This is a genomic window from Rothia sp. HMSC08A08 (assembly GCF_001808385.1).
Lineage (GTDB): Bacteria > Actinomycetota > Actinomycetes > Actinomycetales > Micrococcaceae > Rothia > Rothia dentocariosa.
In genome coordinates, this window is record NZ_KV793071.1 from 112,301 (window position 1) to 137,427 (window position 25,127).

The 25,127-nt window shown below is 52.1% G+C and carries 23 protein-coding genes; 20 read left to right on the plus strand and 3 right to left on the minus strand.

From position 1 onward, the window contains the following. The first annotated feature begins 94 nt into the window (after nucleotides 1-94). The 4 genes from rho to HMPREF3164_RS05850 all read left to right on the plus strand — a co-directional run bounded on the left by rho (nucleotide 95) and on the right by HMPREF3164_RS05850 (nucleotide 5,604). Nucleotides 95-2,257, plus strand: a complete 2,163-nt coding sequence (gene rho, locus HMPREF3164_RS05835) for a transcription termination factor Rho (RefSeq protein WP_083297354.1) — start codon at nucleotides 95-97, stop codon at nucleotides 2,255-2,257. Nucleotides 2,258-2,420: 163 nt separating this feature from the next. After that, the gene (gene prfA / locus HMPREF3164_RS05840; protein ID WP_048754816.1) at nucleotides 2,421-3,503 is read left to right on the plus strand and encodes a peptide chain release factor 1; all 1,083 of its coding nucleotides are present in this window, start codon (nucleotides 2,421-2,423) and stop codon (nucleotides 3,501-3,503) included. 17 nt (nucleotides 3,504-3,520) lie between these two features. Further along, nucleotides 3,521-4,462, plus strand: a complete 942-nt coding sequence (gene prmC, locus HMPREF3164_RS05845; RefSeq protein WP_070449530.1) for a peptide chain release factor N(5)-glutamine methyltransferase — start codon at nucleotides 3,521-3,523, stop codon at nucleotides 4,460-4,462. A gap of 92 nt (nucleotides 4,463-4,554) precedes the next feature. Further along, the gene (locus HMPREF3164_RS05850; protein WP_070449534.1) at nucleotides 4,555-5,604 is read left to right on the plus strand and encodes an L-threonylcarbamoyladenylate synthase; all 1,050 of its coding nucleotides are present in this window, start codon (nucleotides 4,555-4,557) and stop codon (nucleotides 5,602-5,604) included. 122 nt (nucleotides 5,605-5,726) lie between these two features. On the opposite strand, the gene HMPREF3164_RS05855 is transcribed toward HMPREF3164_RS05850, so the two are convergent. After that, nucleotides 5,727-6,737: an NAD-dependent epimerase/dehydratase family protein gene (locus HMPREF3164_RS05855; protein WP_070449536.1), complete on the minus strand. Its 1,011-nt coding sequence runs from the start codon at nucleotides 6,735-6,737 to the stop codon at nucleotides 5,727-5,729. A 307-nt stretch (nucleotides 6,738-7,044) separates the two neighbouring features. On the opposite strand from HMPREF3164_RS05855, the gene HMPREF3164_RS05860 reads away from it, so the two are divergent. The 13 genes from HMPREF3164_RS05860 (at nucleotide 7,045) to HMPREF3164_RS05920 (ending at nucleotide 20,128) form a co-directional block, all read left to right on the plus strand. After that, nucleotides 7,045-8,964, plus strand: coding sequence for a glycosyltransferase (locus HMPREF3164_RS05860; RefSeq protein WP_246822619.1), 1,920 nt, complete (start codon nucleotides 7,045-7,047; stop codon nucleotides 8,962-8,964). Next, nucleotides 8,965-10,875: a polysaccharide biosynthesis protein gene (locus HMPREF3164_RS05865; RefSeq protein ID WP_048754813.1), complete on the plus strand. Its 1,911-nt coding sequence runs from the start codon at nucleotides 8,965-8,967 to the stop codon at nucleotides 10,873-10,875. It abuts the gene before it with no gap. Nucleotides 10,876-11,016: 141 nt separating this feature from the next. Then, complete coding sequence (locus HMPREF3164_RS05870) at nucleotides 11,017-12,123, plus strand: MraY family glycosyltransferase (protein ID WP_048754812.1); 1,107 nt, start codon at nucleotides 11,017-11,019, stop codon at nucleotides 12,121-12,123. Between the two features lie 134 nt (nucleotides 12,124-12,257). Then, nucleotides 12,258-12,611 carry a hypothetical protein gene (locus HMPREF3164_RS05875; protein WP_239664734.1) on the plus strand — a complete coding sequence of 118 codons (354 nt, stop codon included), beginning with the start codon at nucleotides 12,258-12,260 and terminating at the stop codon, nucleotides 12,609-12,611. A 39-nt stretch (nucleotides 12,612-12,650) separates the two neighbouring features. Next, nucleotides 12,651-12,905 carry a DUF2339 domain-containing protein gene (locus HMPREF3164_RS05880; RefSeq protein WP_048751857.1) on the plus strand — a complete coding sequence of 85 codons (255 nt, stop codon included), beginning with the start codon at nucleotides 12,651-12,653 and terminating at the stop codon, nucleotides 12,903-12,905. A 99-nt stretch (nucleotides 12,906-13,004) separates the two neighbouring features. Continuing rightward, nucleotides 13,005-13,802 carry a F0F1 ATP synthase subunit A gene (atpB, locus tag HMPREF3164_RS05885; RefSeq protein ID WP_004004435.1) on the plus strand — a complete coding sequence of 266 codons (798 nt, stop codon included), beginning with the start codon at nucleotides 13,005-13,007 and terminating at the stop codon, nucleotides 13,800-13,802. Nucleotides 13,803-13,929: 127 nt separating this feature from the next. Next, complete coding sequence (gene atpE, locus HMPREF3164_RS05890; RefSeq protein ID WP_004004436.1) at nucleotides 13,930-14,121, plus strand: ATP synthase F0 subunit C; 192 nt, start codon at nucleotides 13,930-13,932, stop codon at nucleotides 14,119-14,121. A gap of 50 nt (nucleotides 14,122-14,171) precedes the next feature. Beyond that, nucleotides 14,172-14,729, plus strand: coding sequence for a F0F1 ATP synthase subunit B (locus HMPREF3164_RS05895; RefSeq protein ID WP_048754810.1), 558 nt, complete (start codon nucleotides 14,172-14,174; stop codon nucleotides 14,727-14,729). Further along, complete coding sequence (locus tag HMPREF3164_RS05900) at nucleotides 14,729-15,544, plus strand: F0F1 ATP synthase subunit delta (protein WP_013398886.1); 816 nt, start codon at nucleotides 14,729-14,731, stop codon at nucleotides 15,542-15,544. Before HMPREF3164_RS05895 ends, HMPREF3164_RS05900 begins: the two co-directional genes overlap by 1 nt. 152 nt (nucleotides 15,545-15,696) lie before the next feature. Continuing rightward, a complete protein-coding gene (atpA, locus tag HMPREF3164_RS05905) occupies nucleotides 15,697-17,322 on the plus strand; it encodes a F0F1 ATP synthase subunit alpha (RefSeq protein ID WP_037230835.1) in 1,626 nt (541 codons plus the stop codon). Nucleotides 17,323-17,401: 79 nt separating this feature from the next. After that, nucleotides 17,402-18,346 carry a F0F1 ATP synthase subunit gamma gene (locus HMPREF3164_RS05910; protein WP_037230839.1) on the plus strand — a complete coding sequence of 315 codons (945 nt, stop codon included), beginning with the start codon at nucleotides 17,402-17,404 and terminating at the stop codon, nucleotides 18,344-18,346. Nucleotides 18,347-18,401: 55 nt separating this feature from the next. Then, nucleotides 18,402-19,844, plus strand: a complete 1,443-nt coding sequence (atpD, locus tag HMPREF3164_RS05915; protein ID WP_013398888.1) for a F0F1 ATP synthase subunit beta — start codon at nucleotides 18,402-18,404, stop codon at nucleotides 19,842-19,844. A gap of 2 nt (nucleotides 19,845-19,846) precedes the next feature. Continuing rightward, entirely contained in the window at nucleotides 19,847-20,128 is a 282-nt protein-coding gene (locus tag HMPREF3164_RS05920; protein ID WP_004004442.1) for a hypothetical protein, read from the plus strand. Nucleotides 20,129-20,241: 113 nt separating this feature from the next. Here HMPREF3164_RS05920 and nucS read toward each other — a convergent pair whose 3' ends face one another. After that, complete coding sequence (gene nucS / locus HMPREF3164_RS05925) at nucleotides 20,242-20,955, minus strand: endonuclease NucS (protein ID WP_037231476.1); 714 nt, start codon at nucleotides 20,953-20,955, stop codon at nucleotides 20,242-20,244. 112 nt (nucleotides 20,956-21,067) lie between these two features. Between nucS and HMPREF3164_RS05930 the strand changes: the two genes are divergently transcribed. Both HMPREF3164_RS05930 and HMPREF3164_RS05935 read left to right on the plus strand, forming a co-directional pair. Then, nucleotides 21,068-21,394 carry a hypothetical protein gene (locus HMPREF3164_RS05930; RefSeq protein WP_004004444.1) on the plus strand — a complete coding sequence of 109 codons (327 nt, stop codon included), beginning with the start codon at nucleotides 21,068-21,070 and terminating at the stop codon, nucleotides 21,392-21,394. Nucleotides 21,395-21,460: 66 nt separating this feature from the next. Further along, nucleotides 21,461-22,279 (plus strand): alpha/beta hydrolase, encoded by an 819-nt coding sequence (locus HMPREF3164_RS05935; RefSeq protein ID WP_070449539.1) that lies wholly within the window; start codon nucleotides 21,461-21,463, stop codon nucleotides 22,277-22,279. A gap of 84 nt (nucleotides 22,280-22,363) precedes the next feature. On the opposite strand, the gene HMPREF3164_RS05940 is transcribed toward HMPREF3164_RS05935, so the two are convergent. Next, nucleotides 22,364-23,686, minus strand: coding sequence for an AI-2E family transporter (locus HMPREF3164_RS05940; RefSeq protein WP_210398370.1), 1,323 nt, complete (start codon nucleotides 23,684-23,686; stop codon nucleotides 22,364-22,366). A gap of 213 nt (nucleotides 23,687-23,899) precedes the next feature. On the opposite strand from HMPREF3164_RS05940, the gene HMPREF3164_RS05945 reads away from it, so the two are divergent. After that, nucleotides 23,900-24,856, plus strand: a complete 957-nt coding sequence (locus HMPREF3164_RS05945) for a co-chaperone YbbN (RefSeq protein WP_070449545.1) — start codon at nucleotides 23,900-23,902, stop codon at nucleotides 24,854-24,856. Nucleotides 24,857-25,127: the final 271 nt, after the last annotated feature.

Here is a 25,127-nt window from a genome sequence, read left to right on the forward strand (position 1 = left end):
AACGACGGTTCGAAAGTGAGTGCCTCGGATATATATGAGGCAATACAGCGTAGCGCGATACCGCACAGTATGCGGTATGTAGTTTCTACACTGTATGCATGATGAGAAAAACCCGATCCTCAATTCTGAGAGGATTTTCTGGGTGTCCCTGACTAAAAGGATAAATCGTTTGGCAAAGAACATTGTCGTGATCGAGGATAATGGCACCGGTTCCGGTGACGCTTTCTCCGAATTCAGCGGCTTGAAGGTCGCACAGCTTCGTACTCTCGCTCAGCAGCTCGGTATTCGTGGATACCTGAAAATGAAGAAGGCTGAGCTTGTGGAAGCGTTAACCCTGCATCAGCGCGGCGGCACCACCGAAGGTGCCGAGGCTGCCTCGACTCAAGAAAGCACGAAAACTTCTAAAAACACCCGCTCAAAGTCGCAAGATTCTCAAGCGCAGGATGAGACTCCGGCACAGAAGCGCGCGCGTAGTCGCAAGGCCGCTAAGGCAGCTTCTGAAGAAGTCGCTAAACCTGATGAGGCTTCCTTAACAAAGAAATCTTCCGAAGAAGCATCTGGCGAGAGTACCGAGACCCCCGAGCACGATGAACGTACCACTCGCCGCACTCGAAATTCACGATCTCGGAAAGACCGTGAAGCTAAGAACGGTCGCGGTCCCCAAGAGGGTAAGAATGCGGATTTGCCTCCCTTAGATGTGAAAGCAGAACTGGCTTCTGAAAGCATCGGTTCGCGTTCTGCACAACGTGATCTTCCCGAGAATTCCGCCGATTTGAAAGCCACAACTTCGGACGGCTCTACTACCCTGGACTCCATTACGGCGGCTCTGGATATGACTTTCGGCTCTGAACCTGAGAAGCCGACTAAACGTACCCGCACACGCGATCGGAATAACCGTCGTAAGGGCGAAGAAGAGGCCGAAGAGCGCACTAGCCGCCGTAACAAGCGTGACCGTTCTGAGAAGAATGAGCGTTCCGAGAAAAACGATCAACGATTCGAAAAACAGAATCAGAATCGTGAGGAGCGCACTAGCCGCCGCAATAAGCGTGACCGCTATGAAAAGAACGATCGTCGTAACCGTCGTGGGGACTCCGATGAGCCTCAGGTGAATGAGGACGACGTACTGGCACCTATTTCCGGTGTCCTCGATATCCTCGATAATTATGCTTTTGTGCGTACCTCCGGCTATCTGCCCGGTCCGAACGATGTCTATGTATCCCTGGCTCAGGTTAAGCGTTACCACATGCGTAAGGGTGACCATATTCTGGGCGCTATTCGCGTGCCGCGCGAGGGAGAACAAAACTCGCGCCAGCGTTTCAACGCGCTTGTGAAGGTAGAGGCTATTAACGGGCAGCCTGTGGAAGAAGCTTCCAGCCGTCGTGAGTTCTCGAAACTTACCCCACTGTATCCCAAGGAACGACTGCGCCTAGAAACCACCCCGAAGAAACTGGGTACCCGTGTTGTTGATCTGGTATCTCCGATCGGTAAAGGTCAACGCGGTCTGATCGTCTCGCCGCCAAAGGCCGGTAAAACCCTTATGTTGCAGTCGATCGCGAACGCTATTACTGCCAACAACCCTGAGGTTTACCTCATGATGGTTTTGGTGGATGAACGCCCTGAAGAAGTAACCGACATGCAGCGCACGGTCTCCGGCGAGGTTATAGCTTCAACCTTCGACCGTCCTGCTGAGGATCACACCACCGTTGCTGAGCTGGCTATCGAACGAGCTAAGCGCATGGTTGAGCTGGGTTACGATGTGGTCGTGCTGCTGGATTCCATGACTCGTCTGGGGCGTGCCTACAACCTGGCGGCTCCTGCCTCCGGTCGTATTCTCTCCGGCGGTGTTGATTCTGCCGCTCTGTACCCGCCGAAGAAATTCTTCGGTGCCGCTCGTAACATCGAAGAAGGTGGCTCGCTTACTATTCTGGCGACGGCTCTGGTAGAGACCGGCTCGAAGATGGATGAAGTTATCTTCGAAGAGTTCAAGGGCACCGGTAATATGGAACTGCGTCTGTCACGTCAGCTCGCGGATAAGCGTATTTTCCCGGCGGTGGATATTAACGCCTCCGGCACACGCCGCGAAGAGAATCTGCTCTCTCCGGACGAAGTTAAGATTATGTGGGGTCTGCGCCGTGCTCTGGCCGGTATGGAACCCGAGCAGGCTCTAAATATTCTTACGAACCAGCTTCGGAAGACTGAGAGCAACGTTGAATTCTTGCTGACCGTTCAGAAGAATGGGCTGCGCCTTGTGGATTAGCAAGGTAACCGTCTCGTAGCGGTTATCGCACAGCATTGTTCGCCCCGTACCGCCCAAAAGATTGTGCGGTACGGGGTGTGCGGTGCCTAGACCCTGTAATAATGAAGTGAAGATATACGCGAGTCCCGAAAATCGGCGCGTATACAAAGGTAAGAGAGCAAAAATGTTTGAGTCTATCCAGGTGCTCCTTGACGAGCACACTGAGCTTCAGGAGCAGCTGGCTGACCCCGCCGTTCAGGCAAATCAGGGGAAGGCTCGCCGCGTGGGGCGGCGTTATGCGGAACTCACCGGTATCGTGACCGCATATAACAAATACAAGTCCTTGGCGGATGACTTAGAAGCGGCGCGTGAAATGGCCTCAGAAGACCCTGAGTTTGCGGCTGAGATTCCTACTCTTGAGGCCGAGCTTGAAGAAGCCCAAGAGAGGCTACGCCGTCTTTTGATCCCTCGTGATCCTGATGATGGTCGCAACGTTATTCTTGAGGTCAAAGCGGGCGCGGGCGGCGATGAGGCGGCTCTCTTCGCGGGTGACCTTTTGCGCATGTATCTGCGTTATGCCGAGCATAAGGGCTGGAAGACTGAGGTTATTTCCTCCACCAGTACCGATGTGGGTGGGTACAAGGATGCCCAGATAGCAATCAAGGGAACCTCCAACGAACCTGCCGAAGGCGTATGGGCACACATGAAATATGAAGGCGGCGTGCACCGAGTTCAGCGTGTTCCCGCGACTGAATCACAGGGGCGCATTCACACGTCGGCTGCGGGCGTGCTCGTATTTCCTGAGGTTGATGAACCCGAAGAGATCGAGATCAGTCAGAACGACCTGAAGATTGATGTTTACCGTTCTTCCGGTCCCGGTGGACAGTCTGTGAATACAACCGACTCTGCCGTGCGTATTACTCACCTTCCTACGGGCATTGTTGTGGCTATGCAGAATGAGAAATCACAGCTGCAGAACCGCGAAGCTGCAATGCGCGTGCTGCGTGCCCGTTTGCTGGCGCATCAGCAGGAGCAGATCGACGCTGAGAACGCCGCGCATCGTGCCTCTCAGGTGCGCACGATGGACCGTTCGGAACGCATACGTACCTACAACTTCCCCGAGAACCGTATTGCCGACCATCGTACCGGATACAAAGCATATAACTTAGACGCGGTTTTGGACGGCGACCTTGATCCAGTCGTGCAGTCTGCCATCGAAATGGATGAGGCTCACCGACTGGAACAGGTTGGCCAAGAGCAGGAATAATCCGAGGCAACGCAGAAGTGACAGGATTACGGGTCACCCCAACAGCACACCGCGGCGAAGGGCTTGATGAAGCCTTGCGCCGCGGTGCTGATGTACTGCGTCACGCCGGGATAGAACAATACCGAGCAGATGCCGAACTTCTTGCCGCATATCTGTTAGGTACTGGCTCTCAAGGCATTAAGCGCGGTAGCTATGGGGAATCCTCAGTAACTCGTGCGGACGTGCAGCGGTTCGCCCTGATGGGGCGTAGGATTACCCCACAAGATTCAGTACGCTATACGGAACTGCTAGAGTGTAGAGCTCAGCGCGTTCCGTTGCAGCATATTACGGGGGTCGCACCTTTTTATCACCTGGAGATAAAGGTAGGTCCGGGTGTTTTTATTCCCCGTCCTGAAACTGAGCTTCTAGTGGAGGAAGCTCTGCGGGTCTTGGCGTCATACGAGTCTAACGCTCGCCCTCGCGTCGTGGATTTATGCACGGGATCCGGGGCAATCGCCGCAGCGATTAAAGAAGAGAATCCTCAAGCAGAAGTTTTTGCGGTTGAACTTTCCGAGCAGGCTCTCCTCTGGGCACGCAAGAATCTTGATCCTCAGAACGTACACCTTATTCCGGGCGATATTCGTACCTCGCTTGAAGATCTGCCCGGATACTTTGACTTGGTGCTTTCAAACCCTCCATATATTCCTCCTCACCGCAAACCCCAGGCTCCTGAAGTCGCCGAGTATGACCCGCAAATGGCGCTTTATGGCGGGGGAGAAGACGGCATGGAAATTCCTCGGGAGGTAATCGCTCGGGCTCACTATCTTTTGCGTCCCGGCGGTTTCTTTATGATGGAGCACGATGATTCACAAGAGACCCGAGTGGCTGAGACATTGGCGGCACAGGGGTTTGTGAGCATATACTCAATCCGAGATTTGAACGGCAAACCCAGACATACCGCAGGATATAAACCCCGGTAGAGAGCGGTATATTCGGGTGTGGCTACTCGCTTATTGCGTAACCTTGTCACGCCATCCACCGCCTCGTACCAAAACATGAGAGAATAAGGCACGTGAACGCAAAGCTGTACCCAGTAACGACTGATACCGAGACCACGGAGGCCGTCGAAGCCGCTCGTGAGGCATTGAATGCCCACGAAACTATCGTGATTCCTACCGATACCGTCTACGGCATCGCCTGTGATGCTTTCTCGCATCAGGGCGTTTCGAAGCTTCTGGCTGATAAAGGCCGTTCCCGTACCATGCCTCCGCCTGTGCTGATATTCGACCTTGCAGCTCTTGCGGGCGTTGCTGACGAAATCCCAAACGATGTATATGATTTGGGCAATAAGTTTTGGCCCGGAGCCCTAACGATTATTCTGTATTCCTATCCATCGCTGACGTGGGATTTGGGCGAAACCCAAGGGACGGTTGCTGTACGTGTTCCTGACGATAAGTTTGCGCTCAAGCTTCTTACCGAGCACGGCCCATTGGCAGTGTCTTCGGCTAACAAGACAGGACAGCCTGCGGCAGCTAATGCCGAAGAAGCGCTTACTCAGCTGGGTAAGGACGTCACGCTTGTTGTGGACGATGGTCCTCGTCCTGCACCACAGGAAGACGGAAGCGTTGGCGAAAGCAAACCGTCCACAATCCTGGACTGTACTTCGACCCCTTATGTTGTGGTTCGTGAAGGTGCTATTACCGTTGAAGAGCTTCGTGAGGTTGTGCCTTCAATCGTGACCCGTAGCGAGCTCAATGCTCGTAACGATGAGAAAGATAAGCAAGAAACCTCCACTCAAGAAGATACTGAGCAGAAACCTACCGGTCAGGAAGACCTTGATGAAGCATATGACCAGTGGGACGCAGAGCATTCCGGCAGCGGCAAAGAACCGGAACGGGCAGCATCACCAGTAGCCGGTTCCATCGCAGACATGCTGTTGGGCGCCGTTAATACCGCAACCTCGCTTGCTGCCGATAAAAAGCCTGAGTTTGATCAAAAACGTTTGCGCGGATACCGCAACAACACACCTCAGCCGGTCAAGACAGCGCAGGCTCCAGTTAAGCCGGTATCGACGGATGCTGCTCGCGCCCTTGTGCACGGCGAGGCGAAATCAGAATCTTAGAGGGCAGATAATTCTCACAAGAAAATACGGCTATTCAAAAACGGTGAGGGAATCGAGATACTAACTCTCGAATCCCTCACCGTCGTTGCTTATGCTGTGTAGAAAAGTGTAAGGGCCTGTAGCTAGGCGTTCTTAAATCGCTTATCTTTCTTTTTACCGAGTGCAGTATGGGCATTGCGCAGCACTTCACGCACTCGCGGCTCGGGTAGAAGACCGTTTTCACGAGCCCAGGAATCGTCGAGTTCTTGTCCAAACCACATGAGCTCAACTTTGCGAACGGAACCTTGGAACCTATCGTTCATCATTTCGGAGACTGTATACCCGGTCTTAACCGCCAGATTGCACAGCCATTCAGGCAGGTGCACGGGCTTGCGGCGACCGGCATCCGCCATGGTAGAGGCTACCGTCTCGCCTTCCCACGGCTGCAGCACAATAGAGGGCAGTTCACCCTTAAAGGAGCCGACTTTAACCACAAATTCAGCCAGTGCATATGAGCTCGATACGGGGGATTTGCGGGTTCCTGCACCTGCTACAGAAGCTAACGGGGAAGAGGCTATTTTGGCGAAGACCTCGGTAGTGCGGCGCCCGCGCCCCTGCACGCTGGTGGCTCGCAGGATGCACAGCTCAACAGGTTCAGAGGTTTCGCCATGCGAGGCCTCGTGGAACGTATCCTGCAAGTCTAAAAGAGTTTCTTCACCCAAGGCTTTTGAAAAGGAGTATGCGCTAAAGGGAGCTGTGTATTCGCTCGCATCAAGAACAGATTTTGCGCCCTGAACTGCTGCCGAACTGAGGTGAATAACTCGGCGTACTCCGGTACGGTGTGCTGCTATAGCGATAACCGCCGGTAACAGAGCATTAGCACCCACTAGCGCAGGTACGTCTTGCATATTGGGGGCAGCAAGACCTGCTGCGTTAACAACAACCTGAGCCCCGGCAAACGCATCCGCTAGGGAGTCGATGATGCCTTCAAGGAGCTGAGCTTCTTCGATAATAGTTCTTGAGTCGAGTGCTCGGGTTGCTAAACGGGGTGCCTCAATGGGATCTACGCTGATTCCTTCGGCATTTAGTCGTGCCACGATGGACGACCCCACGAAGCCACTTGCACCGATAACTTTCCATTTAGACTCGGACACGTCTTTTCACCTTTCTCACCCCAAACTGTTACGGAGTGTGTATTTCAACTTTCGCATATTCGGTGGTGTTTAAGAAACAGAAATAACGTTTTAGAGTAGTACTTCAGGGCAGAAGAGAGCTAAAGCATAGTCGTGGCACAGGAGCACGTGGCGGAACTAACTTTTTGGTCTCTAGTCGAAACTGAAGCTGGAACGTAATGTTTAGCTATAGAGCTTTCGACGGGTAGAATAGCTATCTTGGGATGTCTCATATATCCGTGTGTTTATAGGTCCGCCTGAAAAGTGCGTGCTGGGGGAGGAAGCGTCGATGCCTGATGAGAGCGAAAACTCGGTGAGTGCGCCTGTCTGCGGTGTGGCACAACTCGGTAGGCCGCGTGTTGTAGCGGTTGTTGTGACCTATAATCGTCAAGATTTATTACCCATTACCCTTGCAGGTATCGCCGCAGGGCAGGTTGTGCCGGATGCCGTTGTCGTGGTTGATAACGCCTCTACCGACGGCACGGTCGAGTATCTAAAAAATCTAAGCTATTCGCTTCCGCTCGATATCATCACATTGTCTCAGAATATGGGAGGTGCGGGTGGATTCGCCGTTGGAATCGATCGAGCGTTAGCGCGCCACAATCCAGATCTTGTGTGGGTTATGGATGATGACACTGAACCAACCGAAAACACCCTGCATGAGTCTGTTCAAGCATGGGAATCATATTCGCCGGACCGCAGCCGTCGTCCCGCCTTGATAGCTTCACGGGTTGTGTGGACCAATGGGGAAGACCATCCCATGAATACGATGCGCACTATGTTCGGTGCTGGCTCTGGGCGGCATCGTCGTGCACAAGCGGTGGGGGGTCGGCCTATACGCAGCGCCTCCTTTGTATCTTTGGTGATGGACGCTCAAGTTATTCGTCAGAATGGCGGCCTACCGATTGCGGATTTTTTTATCTGGAATGATGACTTTGAATTTTCGACCCGTCTTGCGCATCACCGAGATGCCATTGCTGTACCCGCCTCGGTGGCTCGTCACCACACGAAAACTTTTGGGACGACGAATGCGAAGCCGGGTCCACGATTTTATAACGATGTTCGCAATAAATTGTGGGTTTTCACGCGAGCCCGTACTCTGAGCCCGCTTGAGAAGTTTTTATATGGCGGGTCGGTAGCAAGACTTTGGGCTTCGACGGTTCTGCGTACGGACGAAAAATCTATCTACTTGGGGTATTTCCTGAGGGGCATCAAGGATGCGCTGCATGCCCCTCGCCTTAATCGTGATGTGCTTCGCGAAGTGTACGACCTTGAATTTCCGGGGCATTATGGCGCTCAAAAAAATTGTGGTTCCTTCGGCGCACCACATTCTCAGGCAGAGTTCTCTGTTCTGATGAGTGTTTACGCTCGGGAATCTGCTGATCATGTGGAGGCGGCTATTGCCTCGAACGCTCAGCATCAGACCCTTCGGCCTGCTGAACTGGTTTTGGTTCAGGATGGTCCGTTGCCTTCTGAAGTGCGTGCGGTCATTGACCGTTGGGTCGAACGTAGCAGGGCGGGGGAATGCGCTCCTATCGTCACAGTCAAGCTGCCTCAGAACGTGGGTCTTGCCGCTGCACTCAACGAGGGGCTGAATGCTTGTTCTTACGGCATCGTTGCCCGTGCGGACTCTGACGATATTTCGGAGTCAGACCGATTTGCAACCCTAATTCCGGCGCTTATCGAGAGCGACTGTGCGGTGATGGGCTCTGCCATGTACGAAGTTGATGCACAGAATACCACATTAGAGGCTACCCGCCAGACGGTAACTGATGCATCTCGGTTGGCTGACATGATGCCTTCGCGCAATCCCCTGTACCACCCAACGGTGGCTTTCTACAAAGACGTTGTTCAGCGTTTAGGAGGGTATGAATATGTACCCGGGGCCGAAGACTGGTGGCTGTGGTCGCGGGTTATCTCAGCCGGTTATAAGATTGGTAATGTGCCTGAGCCATTAGTCCGTTATCGTGCGGGTGCAGGTGCCTACACACGGCGGGGCGGACTTAACGCCTGGAAACAGGATTGGGCGATTCAACGTCGACTATATACCGGGCACGCGATCTCAAAGCTCGGGTGGATTAAGAATATGAGCGTTCGAACGGCGTACCGGTTTATTCCGGAGAGTACGCGCCGTAAGGCATTTCGAGCGCTCACCGATATACGGCCTAGTAGGAACGTAGAGAATAGTTTGCAGGGGAAGGACGCATAAGTGGAGAACTATCCCACGACTCAACCGATTGCGGTGGTGGATCGCCAACGCCCCTACACCCCTAAAAGCTGGTGGCTTCTCGTTCAGATTGCACTAGATTCCGTAGCCTGGATTATAGGGCTCGTCATCGCGTTTATGCTGCGGTACAGCCTGCTTCTGAACCAGAACTCTGTCTTTGATGTGATTGATCTTCAAAGCGTGGCGCTCAGTATGGGGTTTGCGATTATTCTGCAAATTCTTGTGGGCTACGGTATGAAGGTGTACCGCGGCCTGTATTCTTACGGTTCTTTCGAGGAAGTCTGGCGTGCGGGCGCAACCGTAGGTATCGTCTCGGTGGCGCTTTTCCTCTTCAGCTACGTAGACGAAGCTCTCGGACTAGTACATGTGCCTCATGGTGTGCCGCCTATTTCGGTGGGTATTACATTGCTATTCATGGCGGCGATGCGCATGGTTAAGCGTATTTATGTTGAGCATAAGACTTTGCGTAATCTTGATGGTGAGCCTGTTATCGTCTATGGCGCCGGGTTTACAGGTCGCACAGTTATCGAAGCTCTTATGCATGATGACTCTGCATATATGCGACCTGTTGCGGTAGTGGACGATAACCCTCAGCTACGCGGTATTAACATTCATAATGTGCCGGTTTATAACACCGGTAAAGAACTGGATGCGGTCATCAGGCGCTATGCCCCTAAAAAAATGATCGTCGCTATCACCAACATGCCGCATGATCGTTTCGACAGGGTCTGGGCACGCATGCAAAAACACGGAGTCGAAGTAACTCGTGTAGCGAGCGCCAGCGAAAAGCTCTTCGGCAACAATGTGGTAGAAACCGACGATAACGAGCTCATGAAGCTTATCCGCGGTGAAATCAACTACGATGTCGATACTGAAGTTTTGCGCAGCTACCTTCAAGGTAAGCGGGTCTTGGTGACCGGTGCAGGAGGATCTATTGGTTCTGAGCTATGCCGTCAGATCCACGAATACGACCCTGAGCTGCTCATGATGCTCGATCGTGACGAAACCCTGCTGATGGAAACAAAGCTCTCGATCACTGGCGAGTCCAGCCTGGATGATGAGCGTATTATTCTCGCGGATATTCGTGAGGGAGAAAACCTGCGTAATATCTTCCTTGAACGAAAACCGCAGGTGGTTTTCCACGCCGCAGCTTTGAAGCATGTTTCTGCACTGGAGGCATACCCTGAGGAAGCATGGAAAACAAATTCGCTGGGCACCCTTAACGTTCTATATGCTGCGCAAGCGGCGGATGTTGAAACGTTTGTGAATGTTTCAACTGATAAAGCGGCAGACCCTAAGACCGCTTTGGGGCAGTCAAAACGAACCGCTGAATGCTTAACCTCGTGGTTTGGACAGCAGACGGGGAAGACTTATGTATCGGTTCGATTCGGTAACGTTTTTGGCTCGCGCGGCTCTATCAAACCTCTGTTTACGCAGCAGATTCTCAACGGCGGTCCCATTACACTTACTGATGAGAACGCTACCCGATACTTTATGCTCATCACGGATGCTTGCCTGCTGGTGATGCTGGCAGGGGCTATTGGTCATCCGGGTGAAGTTATGGTGCTTGATATGGGTGAGCCTGTATTTATCTACGATGTTGCACATGAGATGCGTAAAGCCTATGAACGTTACGATGTTGATATTGTAGTGACCGGTCTGCGTCCTGGCGAAAAATTGGATGAAACCCTCTTTGGTGCTAATGAGCAACACACTCGAAGCACTCAAAACAAGTTTATTTCTCACTCGACGGCACCAGCTCTCAATCCTGAGGATTTGGATTATGAGCAGTGGATTCAGAATTATGAAGCGCATCGTTCTTATGAGCGTCATGGATTTACCCGCGTAGTAGATCCGCGTCAGGGTCGTCTTCTGGAAGAACACAGGGACTGAATATTGAACGATGAAATTTTGCCCCGTTAACGTCTACATAGGCGTGTACTACGTGATGAATTCGTCTTGTAGAACCAGCAGCGGGGAAGTAGAATCCCAAATTACACCCTGTTACGAGGTTTTACCGTCTAGAGGAGAGACATGAACCAGGCATCTCTGGTGCTTATACTAGCGTTTGTGTTAGGAGCGCTTCTGCCTTTTGCGGTACGCCCCCTGTTGCACGCGCTAAATATGGTTGATATACCCAATGAGCGTTCCTCGCATACGATTCCGACGTACCGGGGCATGGGGCTGGCAACCGCTAGCGCTACCTGTTTGAGCTTCGCGGTCGCTACCCTCATGGGGTGGACTGTAAATCTCCCCATCTCGTTAACTTTTTTGGCAGGCGGCGGTCTTGCTTTGCTTTTGGGATGGACCGAAGATGTCTATGGGGTCAGCGTTGCCAAGCGTGCCGGGATGCAGCTTGTTATAGGACTCGGTATTGCACTTTCTCTCGCTATTATTCAAGAGGCATCATTGCTGTGGGTTCCTGTAGCGGGGCTCTTTATTGCGGGGTATATAAACGTTACAAACTTTATGGACGGCATCAACGGTATCTCCGGATGCCATGGGCTGGTGGCTGGGCTTGCCTACGCCTATATGGGTGGCGTAAGTAGTTTGCCGTGGATGACGATAGGTGGTCTGGCAGTTGCAGGTGCCTATACGGCTTTCCTACCTTGGAATTTACGCATGGGTCACAATGTTTTCTTAGGTGATGCTGGTTCTTACTTTCTAGGTGCCTCTCTTGGAACAATTGCCGTTGGTGCTTTCTATGCTGGAATTCCGTTCCTTGCGTCGATAGCCCCGCTTCTGGTTTATCTTGCAGATTCTGCGATGACTCTTATACGTCGTATGGCTGCTGGGGAGCAGTGGTACAAACCGCATCGAACCCATGTGTATCAGCGTCTGACTGACGTCGGATTGGGACATATCAGCGCAACAATTATGGTGAGTTCTGCGACTGCGATTGTATGGGCTTTTGTACTCTTTGCCTCAGATCTTTTCCTAACAGGTGCCTTTTTTGCTGGTGTTGGCGTTCTTGCCCTTGCTGTAGCCGTCATTGTTTTATACCTGCGACTTCCCGAACTACTGGATACGCGTCTGCAGCCTGCCGAGCAAGGGCACTCTAATTCCAAGCAGAATATTGCAGATCTGAACACAGAGACGCATCCTATGAGCGAGCGGAAGTCTGAAGGTTCACAGGAGTGAAACAACGGCGGCTAAATTCGATTCGGAGGGCTCTGTGGAACCCAAAATTTATCTATGGTATAGGTAAGAAAGACAATAAGCAAAATAGGGTGCAAGGCTTTTCCTGGGGGCTTTTAGCCTATCGCGAGACCGTAATGTCTGCACTGGTTTTAGTTCTTTGTTTACCGATTCTGGGAATCATATTGGGCATTCGCGGGTCGGCGGGATTTATGGTTGGGTTTCTGGTAGTCTATATATGTTTCACCATGGGCGTAGCAACTGCTTTGGGGGCACACCGTATAAAGATTGGGATTCCTCAGGCTTTGCTTGTAAGTTATGTGGTGAAGGTGTTACTCATGGCGATGGTGCTTTTACTAGTACCTATGCCAGAGGCACTTAAACACGGTTGGACGCTTGGTGGTGCCGTCATAGGAGCGGTACTGTGGTTAAGTGTCGAGGCTGTAACCATTATGAATTCAAGGATTTTGTACTTCGATCCTGAGTCTTAGCACACACAAAGGCTTACTCAGAAGTAGATAGGGAAATTTTTGACCGATTCTGAGAAGAAATGGTGGGACGGAGATAAGAAACTCCGTACCACAGGAGAACTGGTATCCGGCGGTGGATTATCCGGCGGCGTGATGTCTGTTTTGTATCTTATTATCGGCATGGCTTTTTGGGGATTGGTCGGCTTTGGAGCTGACTGGCTCCTCAATACCCGGTGGTTTGTATGGGTTGGTGTTCTGATAGGTGCTTGCGGAGGCATCTACCTGGTATATCTGCATACGAGTCGCTCTAAATAAATAGCCTAAAAATTTTAGGTTTTGCACACATTCCATCCAGTTAGTTGAGCATAGTTTTGCACCAGCAAGTAGCCAGCTAACGGCAAGAAAGGACTTGCTTTGAACGAGAACGGGTCTGTACTCGCAGAAGGCTATACGCCGCCGACACCGGCCGATATGCATCTGCCTGACTTCTTCCAGGTTGATTCTCTTGGGTTCGGCTTTGGTAAACAGATGCTGCTCGTCATCCTGTCTGTCGTAGTCGTTTCCCTATTCTTTATGATGGCTGCACGCAAGCGTGCAATGGTTCCGGGTAAAGCCCAGTTCATTGCAGAATCAGGCTATCTCTTCACCCGTAATTCACTTGGCAAAGACCTGATTGGCGCACAGCATTTCAAGCCTTTCGTGCCCCTGCTCTTTACTTCTTTCTTCTTTATTCTGATTAATAACCTTTACGGTTCAATTCCCCTTATTCAACTTCCTTCTTTTTCTCACCCAGGCAGTGCATATGCATTGGCTATCGTCGGCTACCTTACCTGGGTCGGTGTAGGTATCAAGCGCAAGGGACTGGTTGGATTTTTTAAAGATCTGACGATGCCCTCCGGAGTTCCGGGGTGGGTGTACGTTATTTTGGTGCCGATTGAGTTCCTCTCGAACCTTATTATTCGTCCCGTGACCCACGCGCTTCGTCTTTTCGCTACGATGTTCGGCGGTCACATGGCAATGATGGTGGCAGCATCCCTAACTCAGTTCCTAGTGATGAGCGTCGGCGGGGCTGCAGCTTTGGGCGGTATCGCCTCTGGGGCGTTGGGTCTATTCCTCTACTTCCTGGAACTGATGATTCAGGTAATCCAGGCTTATGTCTTCACACTGCTCCTCGCGGTATACCTGCAAGGGTCGGTTTCCGAAGGACACTAAAATATAGGTTTTCGTAACTGGCTATCTAGTTGCGAAGAAAGCAACCCGTTTTACGGGTCGAATACACATAAGTAGCTCTGTAACTTCGGTATTTTCACTGAAGCACACACTGTTGAAAGGAATCAACATGAACGTTATTGGTTACGGCCTCGCAGCTATTGGTGGCGGCATCGGCGTGGGTCTAATCTTCGCTGCCTACATGACGAGCGTTGCGCGTCAGCCCGAGTCCCAGCGTACCCTGCAGCCGATGCTGTTCATGGGTTTCGCGGTGGTTGAGGCTCTGGCGATTCTGGGTCTCGTTCTGGCCTTCATCATCTAAGCTCAGATATAGCTGTTAACGAACCAACCTAAAGAACAGGAAATCCCTCAATGACTTATCTGGCAGAAGGAGGGGGCGCAGAGCACAGCTCTAACCCTCTAATTCCCAATCTCTGGGAATTGGGCATCACCGTCGTTGGGTTCGTGATTCTCTATTTCATCGTTCATAAATACGTTGTCCCGGCGTTCGAGAAGATCTACCAGGACCGTAAAGAAGCAATCGAGGGTGGTCTTGCCAAAGCTGAGAAAGCTCAGGCGGAGGCCGCAGCGGCTCGCGAAGAGTACAACCAGCAGCTTGAAAGCGCTCGTCTGGAAGCTCAGAAGATTCGCGAGGAAGCGCGTACCGAAGGCGAATCAATTATCGCAGCGGCTCGTGAGCGCGCAACCGTTGAGGCTCAGCGTATTACTGATAATGCGCAGAAGACTATCGAGGCTGAGCGCCTAGCTGCTTCAGTATCTCTTCGTCATGAAGTTGGTACTTTGGCGACTACTCTTGCAGGAAAGATTGTGGGCGAAGCCCTTGACGATGATGAGCGATCGGCCCGCGTGGTAGATCGTTTTCTTGCTGACCTTGAAACCGAGCAACAGAATGCAGGTGCAACTCGGTAATGGCAGGAGTATCTACTGAATCACTGAGCAAGGTGGAAGCGGTTCTTGAAGCCAACGCTTCGTTGAACCCACTCAACCTAGCTAGCGAGCTTTTCGCCGTGGTCGATGTACTTGACCACGATGGCGGTTTGCGTCGTGGTTTGACCGACTCTTCGCGTGAAGGGAAGGATCGAGAAAATATTGCACAGGCTATTTTTAGCGGCAAAATTTCTTCTCAAGCACTCAAAGTGCTGACTACGGCGGTAGCACTGCGTTGGTCTCAAGAGCGTGATCTTGCAGACGCGCTTGAGAAGGCTGCGGTACTCGCATCCATCGCATCCGCTCAGTCTCGTGGTGGTGCTGATGCCCTTGAAGAGGTTACCAACGAGTTGTTGACGTTTGTGCGCAACGTTGATGGTACCCCCGAAGCGCAAGCGGCGCTGTCCGACAACTTGGCAAGCAAAGAAGCAAAGAAGAAGCTCGCTGTAGCATTAGGCGGTCCAGCCGTCACCGCGGAAGGCGTACTTCTCTTGGAACGAATTGGTAGCGAATCCCGTGGTCACCATGCCGCTCGCCTCGCTGACGAATTCGTGGAAATCATCGTCACGCGACAGAACCGTTACATCGCAAAGGTAACTTCTGCAGTAGCACTGTCGCAGGCACAGCTTGAACGCCTGAGCCGGACCTTGAACAAGATCTATAATCGTCAGCTTAAACTCGACGTATCTATAGATACAGCTGTTCTAGGCGGTATGCGCGTACAGATTGGAGATGAGGTTATCGACGGAACCGTTGGTACCCGTCTTGATGATCTTGAACGTGACCTTCAAGCATAGAGATTAGCTGAACATTTCTGCGATACGTCGCAACGGTGATTTAGAAGATACCTTGGGAAGCAGACAAATTTTTAGAATATTGTTCCTTCCCACGAAGCAAGTTTCGGTTGTTCCGAGAGGTGCAACCACAATTAGGAGAGCAGGGACATAAGATGGCCGATTTGACCATCAACGCCGATGATGTCCGTAACGCGCTGAACGAATTTGCAGCGTCTTACGAACCCGGCAACGTGGAACGTGTTGAAGTGGGGCGCGTTGTAGCAGCCTCCGATGGTATTGCGCGCGTCGAGGGTCTGCCCTCGGTGATGGCGAACGAACTACTTCGTTTTGAGGATGGCACCCTTGGCCTCGCGCAAAACCTTGATACCCGCGATATTGGCGTCATTATTCTGGGCGACTTTACCGGTATCGAAGAAGGACAGCCAGTTCACCGTACCGGTGAGGTGCTTTCGGTCCCGGTAGGCGATGCTTACCTCGGTCGTGTAGTCGATCCGTTAGGTAACCCTATTGATGACCTGGGTCCTATTAAGGATGAAGGGCGTCGTGCTCTTGAGCTGCAGGCACCTGGTGTAACGCAGCGTAAGTCTGTGCATGAGCCCCTACAGACCGGTCTGAAAGCTATTGACGCTATGATCCCGATCGGTCGAGGGCAGCGTCAGCTTATTATTGGTGACCGTCAGACCGGTAAAACTGCGATTGCAGTCGATACGATCCTGAACCAGAAGGCTAACTGGGAAACCGGTGACCCCAGCAAACAGGTTCGTTGTGTTTACGTGGCAGTTGGACAGAAGGCCTCCACCATTGCCGCTGTTCGACATACCCTTGAAACCAGGGGAGCGTTGGAATACACCACGATCGTTGCTGCCCCCGCATCTGACGCAGCAGGCTTTAAATACTTGGCTCCCTACACCGGTTCTGCCATTGGTCAGCACTGGATGTATGGCGGAAAGCACGTCCTGATTATCTTTGATGATCTTTCAAAACAGGCAGAAGCATACCGCGCCGTGTCGCTATTGCTTCGTCGTCCGCCGGGACGTGAAGCATACCCTGGTGACGTTTTCTACCTGCACTCTCGTCTATTGGAGCGTTGCGCTAAGCTCTCTGATGAGTTGGGCGCAGGGTCGATGACCGGTTTCCCCATTATCGAAACCAAGGCAAATGACGTTTCTGCCTTCATCCCGACCAACGTCATTTCTATCACTGACGGTCAGATCTTCCTACAGTCTGATCTGTTCAACGCTAACCAGCGCCCAGCCGTTGATGTTGGTATTTCCGTCTCTCGTGTGGGTGGTGCAGCGCAGACCAAGGCTATGAAGAAGGTCTCCGGTACTTTGAAACTGGACCTTGCTCAGTACCGTGCTATGGAAGCGTTCGCAATGTTCGCCTCCGATCTCGACGATGCTTCCAAGGCACAGCTGACTCGCGGTGCCCGTCTTACCGAGCTGCTTCGCCAGCCGCAGTACACTCCGTATGCGGTAGAAGAGCAGGTTGTCTCCATCTGGGCAGGTACCAACGGTTACCTTGATGATCTTGAGGTTTCTGACGTTCTTCGCTTCGAGGCAGAGTTCATTGACTATCTGCGTCACCGGACCTCGGTGTTGAGCGATATTGCCGCATCCGGCAAGCTTGAGGATGAAACCCTAGATGCCTTGAAAGCTGCCGTTGCAGATTTCAAGAAGGGATTCCGCTCGGAGGGTACAAGTCACCTTGTTGATGCAGGTCATGAGGAGCATAAAGCGGCTCAGGATCGTGACATCACTCAGGAAACCATCGGTTAGCGATTAGTCCTAGGTGTTAGCCCCGCTCTGAACTTTCAGAGTTATGGGCGGGGCAGATGTCCAGGAGAAAGGAAGCTCTATGGGAGCCCAGATTAGGGTTTACCGACAGAAAATTGCTTCGACATCGTCTATGCAGAAGATCTTCAAGGCGATGGAGATGATCGCGACCTCCCGTATTAACAAGGCGCGTCGGAGCGCTCAAACCACGGGTCCTTACGCAAACGCATTGACCCGCGTTGTGACTGCTTTGGCAACGCAACAGTCCGTGCAGCATCCTCTGATCCATCGTCCTGATACCTTTGGCAAGCATGAGCATAAGCGCTCTGCAGTCTTGGTGATGACGAGTGATCGCGGTCTTGCAGGTTCGTATTCGTCGTCTGTGCTGAAGAAAACAGAGGAGCTTATCGAGAGGCTACGCGGCGAGGGGCGCGAAATACAGCTGTACTTGGTGGGGCGTAAAGCGAAGTCTTATTTTGAATTCCGGGAACGTCCCTATGAACGTGCTTGGGAAGGACACACCGATAATCCGCATATTGATACCGCAGTTGAGATTCGCGATGTGTTCTTGGAGGAGTACGAAAAGGGACATGAAAACGGCGGGGTAGACGATCTACACATCGTATACACCGAATTCAAGTCCATGGTGACTCAAGAGACTAAGATTCTTCGTTTGCTTCCCATTCACGTGGCAGAAGCAACTAAATTGGGGGAGGAAATCGTACCTGACGAAGAACTGTCTTCGGCCGATTATCAGCAACCCGCATCCTTTGAATTTGAGCCTTCTCCCCAGGAAGTATTGGATGCGCTGCTACCGCGTTATATCGCTTCTCGTATCTTCGCGTGCCTGCTCCAAGCCGCTGCAAGTGAACTTGCGTCGCGTCAGCGTGCGATGAAGACTGCGGGCGATAACGCTGAGACTCTAATCAAGAAGTACACTCGACTGATGAACAACGCTCGTCAGGCCGAGATTACTCAGGAGCTCTCTGAGATTGTGGGCGGCGCAGACGCTCTCGCCTCCTCTTAAGAACATTGCTAACTCGAAGCTATCTACTTTCAACTTTTCAAGGTAAGTGAGAAACATGACTACTACCACCACCCAGGGCGCAACGGGTCGTATTGCCCGCGTGATTGGCCCCGTGGTTGACGTTGAGTTCCCCGCTGGTCAGGTGCCGGATATTTACAATGCACTGACCACTGAACTCACCCTCGACGGGAAAACCTACACCATCACCTTTGAGACTGCTCAGCATTTGGGTGATTCGATTGTTCGTGCCATCTCTATGCAACAGACTGACGGTCTTGTGCGTGGGCAGGCTGTTCTAGATACCGGGGCTCCTATCGCTGTACCCGTGGGCGATGGCGTGAAGGGGCACCTCTTCAACGTTCTTGGTAACGCACTAGATGTGCCGAACTCCGATATCGATGCTGACGCATACTGGCCTATTCACCGCGCCGCTCCCGGCTTCGCAGAGCTAGAGGGATCGACCGAGATGCTAGAGACCGGTATTAAATCTATCGACCTGCTCACCCCTTACATTAAGGGTGGTAAGATCGGTCTGTTCGGTGGTGCTGGTGTTGGTAAGACAGTGCTGATTCAGGAAATGATTACCCGTGTGGCGCGCAATTTCGGTGGTACCTCGGTGTTCACCGGCGTTGGTGAGCGTACCCGTGAAGGTAACGACCTGTGGGTTGAGATGGAAGAAGCAGGGGTTTTGAAAGATACTGCCCTTGTCTTCGGACAGATGGATGAACCCCCGGGAACTCGTCTGCGTGTGGCACTCACCGGCTTGACTATGGCGGAATACTTCCGCGATGTGAAGAACCAGGATGTGCTGCTCTTTATCGATAACATCTTCCGCTTTACTCAGGCAGGTTCTGAAGTTTCGACTTTGCTCGGTCGTATGCCCTCTGCTGTTGGCTACCAGCCTAACCTGGCGGATGAAATGGGTCTGCTTCAGGAACGCATTACCTCGACTCGCGGTCACTCCATTACTTCGATGCAGGCAATCTACGTTCCTGCAGACGATTACACCGACCCTGCACCGGCGACAACCTTCGCACACTTGGACGCGACTACCGAGCTTTCGCGTGAGATTGCATCGCGCGGTCTGTACCCGGCAATTGACCCGTTGACCTCGACCTCTCGTATTCTTGATCCGCAGTACATTGGGCAGGAACACTACGACACGGCTATTCGCGTGAAGGCTATCCTGCAGGAAAACAAGGACCTTCAGGATATTATCGCGATTCTGGGCGTTGATGAGCTTTCTGAGGAGCAGAAGGTCGTTGTTTCACGTGCACGCCGCATTGAGCAGTTCCTCTCACAGAACACCTATACTGCAAAGCAGTTCACTGGCGTTGAAGGATCCACTGTTCCGTTGAAGGACACCATCGAATCATTCCAGATGATCTGCAATGGCGATGTAGACCATATTCCTGAGCAGGCGTTCTACAACATCGGTGGCATGGATGACGTGATGCGTCAGTACGAGGAAATCAAGGCACAGACCGGAGCCAAGTAATTATGGCACTAACAGTTGAAGTTGTTTCTCGCGAAAACGTCGTGTGGACTGGTGAAGCTTCCTATGTACGGGTGCGTACTACGAACGGCGATTTGGGCATTTATCCCGGACTCATTCCCACCTGTGCGCTTCTTGCGGAGGACGGAGAACTTCTGATTCGACCCGTCGATGGTGGCGAACTCACCACGCGTTTGCATGATGGGTTCTTGACCGTCTCAAACGATAAGGTAACGATCGCGGCAAAGCATGCCGAGATCGCTACCCCTACGACGGGTAAGAAGTAAACCGTTAATAAGGTAAAAGCCGGTACAACCAATTGTTGGTTGTACCGGCTTTTACCTTCCCGAATACTTGAGTTTTAGAGTCGCGAAGATCTCTACAGCGCATAAATATTGGCTTAGAAAAGCCGATCTGCAGCGTCGTCGATACCGCGCATCGCATCGTAATCGAGAGAGATGCAGCGGATACCGCGATCTTCGGCAAGAGTCCGTGCCTGGGGCTTGATCTTTTGTGCAGCAAAAACCCCCTTGACGGGTGCCAGCCGTGGGTCGCGGTTGAGCAGATCGAGGTACCGGGTAAGCTGTTCCACCCCGTCAATATCGCCCACGCGCTTGAGCTCTACCGCAATGCTGATACCGTTGGAGTCTCTCGCCATAATATCCACAGGACCAATAGCCGTAGGGTATTCACGGCGTACCAAGGAGTAACCCTTACCGAGTGTTTCGATCTGCTCAGCAAGAAGACGCTGCAGGTCGGCCTCTACGCCGTCTTTGATAAGTCCAGGATCGACTCCTAAATCATGGGTGTGCTCATGAATAACTTCGTACACGCGGATGAGAAGGCGGTCATCACTTTTAGCGGCTTGTACCGTCCACAGCTGCTGCACATCCGTATCAAGATCTTCCCGGGTGCTATCTGGAATCTCGTCATAGTCTGCGACAAGGAGAGAACATGGTGGGCTCATCCAGTTCAGCGGCTTATAGGAACCGCCATCGGAATGGATAAGCACAGAACCGTCATTCTTCACCATAAGTAAGCGGGTAGCACGGGGGAGATGGGCACGCAAACGCCCTTCGTAATCAACAGAACATTCAGCTATAACGATACGCACCCCATCTACTCTACCGAGGAAGACTATGACATGCCAGCTGTAGAAACCGCTGCCTGGCGGCATCAAAGCAGCTAAAAGATGGCAAGCCGTACTGAACGCTAGAATAGAAAGCATGGCACGCAAGAATCACCCCGGTAAACGTTCCTCGGGCACAACCTCCAACAAATGGACGCGGTCTGCACCCGGTGGACGTGATATATCTCGTATTCTTGACCCTGCGCCGCGCATTGAACGTGACCGTTTTGGTGATTGGCTGGTGCAGTACATTCCCGCCGTAAATGCTCTGAAAACCTATACGTGCCCGGAATGTAACCGTCCAATTCCGCCAAGAACAGCGCATCTTGTTGTATGGCAAGAAAGCCATACACTGGGGCGTTCTCGCGCCATTGATGAGCGCCGCCACTGGCACCAACATTGTTGGCGTACCAGACGCGCTTAGAACTATTACGAGATCGGAATACCTATCGTGGGCGCGAAGACCTGTTAGAACGAAGAAAGTGACACTATGGCGACTGAAGAGTCCTCTGGAAAACTCCGAGAGTTTGATCCCTCACGGTATGTTTTCACCCAATCTGATCAGCCTGTTCTCATTAAATCTCGCACGGTACTTCCCGCGCGCCGAGAGAACTTTGATGTTACAACCGCTGACGGGAAGCGCCTTGTGGGTGAACTGGCACTTCCCGAAGGGGACATTAAAGCTACTCTCGTGACTTTTCACCCGCTTCCAACACACGGTGGGTATATGGATTCGCATGTGTACAAGAAGGCTTCATTCCGTCTGCCAGCGCTTGCAAATATTGCGGTTCTGCGGTTCAACACCCGTGGTACTTCTTCGATCCGCGGTACAAGCGAGGGCGTGTTTGACGGAGGATTTGCCGAGAAAAAAGATTTTGACGCGATCTTACAATATGCCGTAGAACGCCAGCTGCCGAATATCTGGTTAATCGGGTGGTCTTTCGGTACGGAACTTGTGCTCAAGTATGCCCCAGAACATGCATCAGAATTTGTGGGGGCTATTCTGCTTTCTCCGCCTCTGCACCGAGTGCATCCCGCCGAACTGGACGAATGGAATAAAATCTCAAATCCGCTCTATGCCTTTATCCCGGAGTTTGACGACTATCTACGCCCCACCGAAGCGCGCGAGCGTTTTAAATCAATAGCCCGCACTCAGGTCGTGCCTTTTGAGAACTGTAAACACCTTTGGGTGGGTGAAAAGTCGGTAAACAGCGTGATCAACGCCCTTGTCTCAGTGGTGACGGGTCAGCAGACTACACTTCCTACCGAATACAACGGCCCGGTCGCAGAAGAGATTACTGAACCATAATCTGTCTACTCCGTCTATACGAAGGATGCGCCTGCCGCTTTTCTCAACGGCGGGCGCATCCTTATATTTCTAAGAAAAGGTTTTTTACCGATGGTCTTGGCGGGGAATAAAGACTTCCTTCACCAGAATCAGTAACGATGCGGCGACAGGAATCGCGATAAGCGCGCCCAAGACGCCCCACAGCGCACCGCCTGCAGCGACGGCGATAATAGCGACACCGCCGGGAACCGAAACAGCCTTTGACATAATACGCGGCGAAATTATGTATGCCTCAATCTGTAGGTAGATAAAATAGGCGATCGCAAATGTGACAGACATTTGCCAGCCCTGCGTCAAAAGAATGAGAGACACCAGAACAAGCGCCGCTACGCCGCCAACCAATGGGATGAAGGCCAAAATCAAGACGAACACAGCCACAAGTTGAGGGAATGAGAACCCCAAGATAATCATGGTGATAAGCGCGAAGGTTGCGTTGAGAACAGCGACAACTCCCTGCCCCATCACATAGTTACCAACAGCACCCGTGATACGTTCGGTAAGTTCCTCAACACGTTCCCGCTTGGAAGCCGGAGCCAAACGCGACCCCCACGCCTTAATAGTGCGCATTGATGAGAGGAAATAGAGCGAGAGGAACAGCACAATAATAGTGCCGGTCAAAATCTGCGCAATTGTGGAACCCGCAGTAATTAGGTTACTCATGAATCCGCCGACCGCAGAGCTTGATGTAAGAGACTCTAGGAACTTTGGAACGTTGTTATTAACCCAGTCGTTAACATGCAGAACGTCATCAATGCGTTTGAAAGTATCAGAATCGATGAAATCCTGATAAATAGCGGGTGCCCGATAGACAAAGCTGCTGGCCTGTGCGCTGATAATAGGCACAATCCACACCACAAGTCCGCTAATGATGGCTGCGAAGGAAAGAACCACAATCACCACACCGGCACTGCGTTTAACGCCGAAACTCTCAAGTTTACGAACAATGGGGTCAAGCCCAAGCGCGATGAAGATAGCGCCAGTGACCCAGCCGACAAGCGCGCCGACATTGGTAAAAGCGTAGTAAGCCAGCAGGGCCAGACCAACACCAACCGTCGTCAGGAAACCGAAAGATACAGGATTATGCAGCGGTGAGCTTTTCTCATAAATATGAAGTTCAGAAGCCTCATCGACTTTTGGAGAGATGCGGGGAGGAAGAGAAGCTTTGCGGCGTTGTGAGCGTGCCTGACTGATGCTATCGGTCAAATCGCTGATGGTACCCGTAATATGTGAAGTCAGGGATTCGCGCTTTGTAGACGATGCGGAACCGTCCTGTTCAAACATGTGTTCTTCCTGCTCCGGCTTTTTCCGCGGAACCCGGGGAACTGGGGGAGGAGTCTGCTGGGCTTGCGGATTCGAGCTATCGGACATAGTCTGCCTTTCATAAAGCTTACCTGGCTATTCTACCGGGCATCTCTGAAAACTGTATGCGCTCGCAACATTCTTGAGGCAGAAAGCTACCGAGTAAGCCTATCTGAAATTTCGCGCACCTCGAACGATTGCCGAGAATCCTGTAAAACAGCGGGTCGCGCGGGATAATTAGGGAGTACGTTAAATTTCTCTGAGGCTCGCAAAGGATTCTCGATGACAATTCCTCCAACCCCGAACCAACTGCCAACAAACCCCCAAAGCTCAGCAGAACAAATTCCCGCGTCGGTACGTAGCGCTCCAGTGCTTGGCGGTCACGATATCAGTACTTCTACACCCACTGCAGCACAAAGCAATTCGGCGAAAAGCTGGCGTTTCGATGTTGCAACACCTGAAGATTTTCAGAAGTACGTACAACTGTCTACCCAAGGCGCCGTGATCTTTGGGCTATATGCCCCGCATTCTCCAGCGTCGCTTGAAATGCTAGACGCCGTCGAAAACCTAGTCAATGCGGCGGAAGGTGCGATGCTGCTTGCCGCCGTCGATATTACGAATCTTCCGGAGGCTGCCCAAGCGTTTGGCATGGACGGCGTACCGGCAGGCGTGGCCGTTATCGCCGGTCGCCCGGCCCCTCTTTATAACGGTCAGATCAGTCCGCAGGATCTGTCAGAAATGCTGAAGCAGGTCTTGCAGGTTGCTGCGCAGTATCAGCTTCCCGGTGGATTTGAGCCTGCTCCTTCGGATGAGGAAGAGAAAACCCTGCCGCCGCTGCACGCTAAAGCACTGGAGGCGCTTGATGAACGCGACTATGAAGGAGCACGAGCCGCCTACCGCAAGGCTTTGACAGAGAACCCGGGCGATCATGATGCTAAAGTCGGGCTTGCTCAGGTTGATTTATTAGCTCGCGTGGCAGATTTGGATCTTGCCCAAGAGCGTGAAGCAGCTGCATCCGACGCTCTCAACATTGAGGCTGCCTTTAACGTTGCCGATCTTGACGTTATAGGCGGGCATGTTGAAGATGCTTACGCACGCCTTCTACGACTTTTTAAAGCGGTTCCGCCGGAAGATAAGACCCGAGTACGTGAGCGTCTTGTGCAGCTCTTCGACGTTGTGGGTGCTACAGACCCACGAACAGTCAAAGCACGAGCTGAGTTGACAACGGCAATTTTCTAGACCCCACAGAAGAGAGAATAAGGCGGGATGTTTGTATCTTATGGTGCATCCCGCCTTATTCACACCTTCAACGGGAAGTTCATGGAAAATACTCTAGTCATCCTTATAGTTCATGCTTTAAAAAGTTTAGAGAATTATTGATGATATAAGCCCAAGATATGGTTCTGAAGTATTCCCAAACTGGTACCGTTGTATGTATGAAAGAACACAATTCTGTGCCTGGGACGGCACCTGAAGACTACGGCTATTCACCAGAGAATACACAAGCTGG

Bases quoted from the DNA above. Each gene is read 5' to 3' on its own strand.
- rho (WP_083297354.1), top strand. From the start codon at position 95: ATGCATGATGAGAAAAACCCGATCCTCAATTCTGAGAGGATTTTCTGG.
- prfA (WP_048754816.1), top strand. From the start codon at position 2,421: ATGTTTGAGTCTATCCAGGTGCTCCTTGACGAGCACACTGAGCTTCAG.
- HMPREF3164_RS05860 (WP_246822619.1), top strand. From the start codon at position 7,045: ATGCCTGATGAGAGCGAAAACTCGGTGAGTGCGCCTGTCTGCGGTGTG.
- HMPREF3164_RS05870 (WP_048754812.1), top strand. From the start codon at position 11,017: ATGAACCAGGCATCTCTGGTGCTTATACTAGCGTTTGTGTTAGGAGCG.
- HMPREF3164_RS05875 (WP_239664734.1), top strand. From the start codon at position 12,258: ATGTCTGCACTGGTTTTAGTTCTTTGTTTACCGATTCTGGGAATCATA.
- atpE (WP_004004436.1), top strand. From the start codon at position 13,930: ATGAACGTTATTGGTTACGGCCTCGCAGCTATTGGTGGCGGCATCGGC.
- HMPREF3164_RS05895 (WP_048754810.1), top strand. From the start codon at position 14,172: ATGACTTATCTGGCAGAAGGAGGGGGCGCAGAGCACAGCTCTAACCCT.
- HMPREF3164_RS05900 (WP_013398886.1), top strand. From the start codon at position 14,729: ATGGCAGGAGTATCTACTGAATCACTGAGCAAGGTGGAAGCGGTTCTT.
- atpA (WP_037230835.1), top strand. From the start codon at position 15,697: ATGGCCGATTTGACCATCAACGCCGATGATGTCCGTAACGCGCTGAAC.
- HMPREF3164_RS05910 (WP_037230839.1), top strand. From the start codon at position 17,402: ATGGGAGCCCAGATTAGGGTTTACCGACAGAAAATTGCTTCGACATCG.
- atpD (WP_013398888.1), top strand. From the start codon at position 18,402: ATGACTACTACCACCACCCAGGGCGCAACGGGTCGTATTGCCCGCGTG.
- HMPREF3164_RS05920 (WP_004004442.1), top strand. From the start codon at position 19,847: ATGGCACTAACAGTTGAAGTTGTTTCTCGCGAAAACGTCGTGTGGACT.
- HMPREF3164_RS05930 (WP_004004444.1), top strand. From the start codon at position 21,068: ATGGCACGCAAGAATCACCCCGGTAAACGTTCCTCGGGCACAACCTCC.
- HMPREF3164_RS05935 (WP_070449539.1), top strand. From the start codon at position 21,461: ATGGCGACTGAAGAGTCCTCTGGAAAACTCCGAGAGTTTGATCCCTCA.
- HMPREF3164_RS05940 (WP_210398370.1), bottom strand. From the start codon at position 23,686: ATGTCCGATAGCTCGAATCCGCAAGCCCAGCAGACTCCTCCCCCAGTT.
- HMPREF3164_RS05945 (WP_070449545.1), top strand. From the start codon at position 23,900: ATGACAATTCCTCCAACCCCGAACCAACTGCCAACAAACCCCCAAAGC.